The organism is Methanomethylovorans sp., assembly GCF_050177135.1.
Lineage (GTDB): Archaea > Halobacteriota > Methanosarcinia > Methanosarcinales > Methanosarcinaceae > Methanomethylovorans.
Genome location: NZ_JBFXHJ010000220.1, coordinates 1 through 2,678, shown reverse-complemented (window position 1 = coordinate 2,678; position 2,678 = coordinate 1). Strand labels below are relative to the sequence as shown.

2 protein-coding genes and 1 pseudogene are annotated in these 2,678 nt (G+C 44.3%); all 3 read right to left on the bottom strand.

Going from position 1 to position 2,678, the window contains the following annotated elements; all coding sequences use genetic code 11:
• Positions 1–274 (bottom strand): annotated as a pseudogene (locus tag AB7U21_RS11735) (adenosylcobinamide amidohydrolase); the annotation flags it as partial.
• A gap of 234 nt (positions 275–508) precedes the next feature.
• On the bottom strand, positions 509–1,939 hold the full coding sequence (locus AB7U21_RS11730; protein ID WP_428389261.1) for an MATE family efflux transporter: 1,431 nt from the start codon (positions 1,937–1,939) through the stop codon (positions 509–511).
• Complete coding sequence (locus AB7U21_RS11725) at positions 1,932–2,393, bottom strand: MarR family winged helix-turn-helix transcriptional regulator (RefSeq protein WP_428389259.1); 462 nt, start codon at positions 2,391–2,393, stop codon at positions 1,932–1,934. Before AB7U21_RS11725 ends, AB7U21_RS11730 begins: the two co-directional genes overlap by 8 nt.
• Between the last annotated feature and the right edge of the window lie 285 nt (positions 2,394–2,678).

Genomic DNA, 2,678 nt, shown 5'->3' with positions numbered 1-2,678 from the left:
AAGCTGATACATCTCCACCTTCCAGTTCCTCTCCCTTCTTAACGCCACGAGGGATCTGATTATTGATAATGCATTCCAGATCTTCGCGATAACCTCCGTTCAGCCATGAAGTTGTAAGCGTACGCCTGCCTGCCGGGAGTTTCACGACTATGGAACAATCCTGTCTGTATACCTTTTCTCCAGCCGGAAGTTCCAATAGCATCTGCAGAGCAGTTTCTTCCTCTACTTTGGGAGGTTTTTCACCTTTTTCTTTTGGACGGGACCCACTGTGCATGATCATCTACCTTGCAAAATAAAGAACCTGTGCAAAGGTTGTGAGTATTCCCTATAAATAGGTGATGTACCAGAGTCTAAAATATGCGAAACGATGAAGCAACACGACATCAATTAAAAGACGTTAATAGGTCTGTAAAGGCGAGTAAAAAGACAAAAGAGGAAGCAAAGAACGAACTGAAAAGGAATATGTTGGGCTTGTAGTTGAATTGGTGATCTTTCCAGTTTCAAAAATCTATAACTCGCCATGGGCAACAGATAGCTTTTCAGGGACATGCGCCTGTAGTTTGCGAACATAGATATAAACCCATCCGAAAGTCATGAGAGATCCCAGCACATTTCCAAAAACCAGGCCCCACCAGACACCTGTAAGGCCCATTCCGAGGTAGTAAGAGAACAGGAAGGCAAATAATGGTGTAAGTATGAGGGATCTGATTATTGTGGCAATAAGGGAGCTTGTACCTTTACCAGTGCCCTGGAACAACGATGAAGAAAGCAAGCCCATGGCAGTCGTGGGATAGAAAAGGAAAGCGATCTTAAGGAAGACAGTTATATCCTCAGTTATATGAGCAGACGATTCTGCCTGTGTGAAAACAGCAGCAATATAAGGTGCCAGGAAGAAAGTAAATATAGCAATTCCCGTTTCGATAATTATCCCTACTTTTGTTGCATAAATGAGTACTGACATTAGTTTTTTGTAAGCACGTCCGCCATACACAAAACCTGATACTGTCATCACTGCAGTTCCAATTCCTACCAGCGGGGCTATAGCTATCATTACCACACGCCACCCCACAGCATAGACAGCGACACCATCTGTATTGCTCACTGCAATGATAACAAGGTTCATAATGACCATTGTAAAGGCCATGGATAATTGCTGCATAGCTGATGGCAGGCCCACCTTTGATATCTCCTTAATGATACTCATATCCGGCCTGAAACCGCGGAACTTGAAAGAAACATACGTGTCATTATTCAGGAACAGCCATTTGAAGATCATGGCCGCGGTTATGCCCAGTGAGAGCACGGTTGCCCATGCTGCTCCTTTTATGCCTAGTCCAAAAGTGTAAATGAACAACGGATCTAAGACAATGTTCAGAACTGCTCCCAGTACCATTGCATACATAGCACGTTTGGCATCGCCCTCGCTACGCAATATAGCACTTGCCACATTAATGAAGAATATGAGGATACCACCGGCAAATACTATACGTCCGTAGTCCATGGAAAGACCTATTGTCTTACCTGCCCCTGCAGCCAGAAAGATGGGTTTCGCAAAAATGAACAAAGGTACGCTGACCATCAATGTAAGCACCAGCATAAGGACCATGCTGTGTGCTGCAACATTGTCAGCAGCTTTTTTATCTTTGGCACCCAGTTTTCTGGATATGGCCGATCCTCCGCCAAGGCCAAGACCTGTGGAAAGTGCGATCATGCTCATGAAGAACGGAAACACAAAACCTATTGCTGCGAGGGCATCAGCACCTAGGCCTGAAACCCAGAAAGTATCCACCAGGTTATAGACTGTCTGCACGGACATGGCCAGCATCATTGGCATACCCAATTTTAAGATCGCCTTCTTGGGATCGCCCATTAGTGTCCTCATCCCTGAGGTCACATGATCCGTTCTGTAGTTTTCACCTGCTCCTGGACTTTCATTCATCTGTGGTCTTCCTGATCTGATTCCGTTTTGAAATATTTACTCCAGCTCTCTGGATCATGTTTCTGAAAGCCAGTTCTTCCTCCTCAGTGAAACCTTCCAGCAGAATATCGTTCAGGTCTTTTGAAACAGCCCACATTATATGTTCCATCTCTGTCCCCTGTTCCGTTAGAAATACCTTGTATGCCCTTCTGTTATCAGGATCTACAACTCTGTGCACATATCCTGCACGCTCCAGCCGGGCAATGGACCTTGCACTGGTTGCCCTGTCACATTTTAGAGATGTTGCAAGTTTTTCCTGGCTAATGCCATCCTCATGCAGCAGCAGCATGAGGAATGGGAATTGTGCATCACCTATCCCGTAAGGTTCGAGCTGACGTCCCATGAAGTTGCGGATAGATCTGAACAGATGGGATATATCTCTGCCAATAGATTCCTGTTCTCTTAGTCTGTCCATCTTGGCTGTTTCCTATTTGTTGCGTGCGCAATAATTGTATAAGGAACTAATAAACGTACCGCTGTAATCGTCAGAGATAACTCGACGTATAATTCAGCAAATATATTTATACATTTAAAAATATATCACGCATGGTGATCGAATGTCTCTTATAACCTGGTCTGATAAGTATAGTGTGAATATAAAAGAGATCGATGAACAGCACAAGAAACTTGTAGGTATGATCAACGAGCTCCACGATGCTATGCTGCATGCTAAGAGCAAAGAAGTGTCTCTTACTATCAT

Bases quoted from the DNA above. Each gene is read 5' to 3' on its own strand.
- AB7U21_RS11725 (WP_428389259.1), bottom strand. From the start codon at position 2,393: ATGGACAGACTAAGAGAACAGGAATCTATTGGCAGAGATATATCCCAT.
- AB7U21_RS11730 (WP_428389261.1), bottom strand. From the start codon at position 1,939: ATGAATGAAAGTCCAGGAGCAGGTGAAAACTACAGAACGGATCATGTG.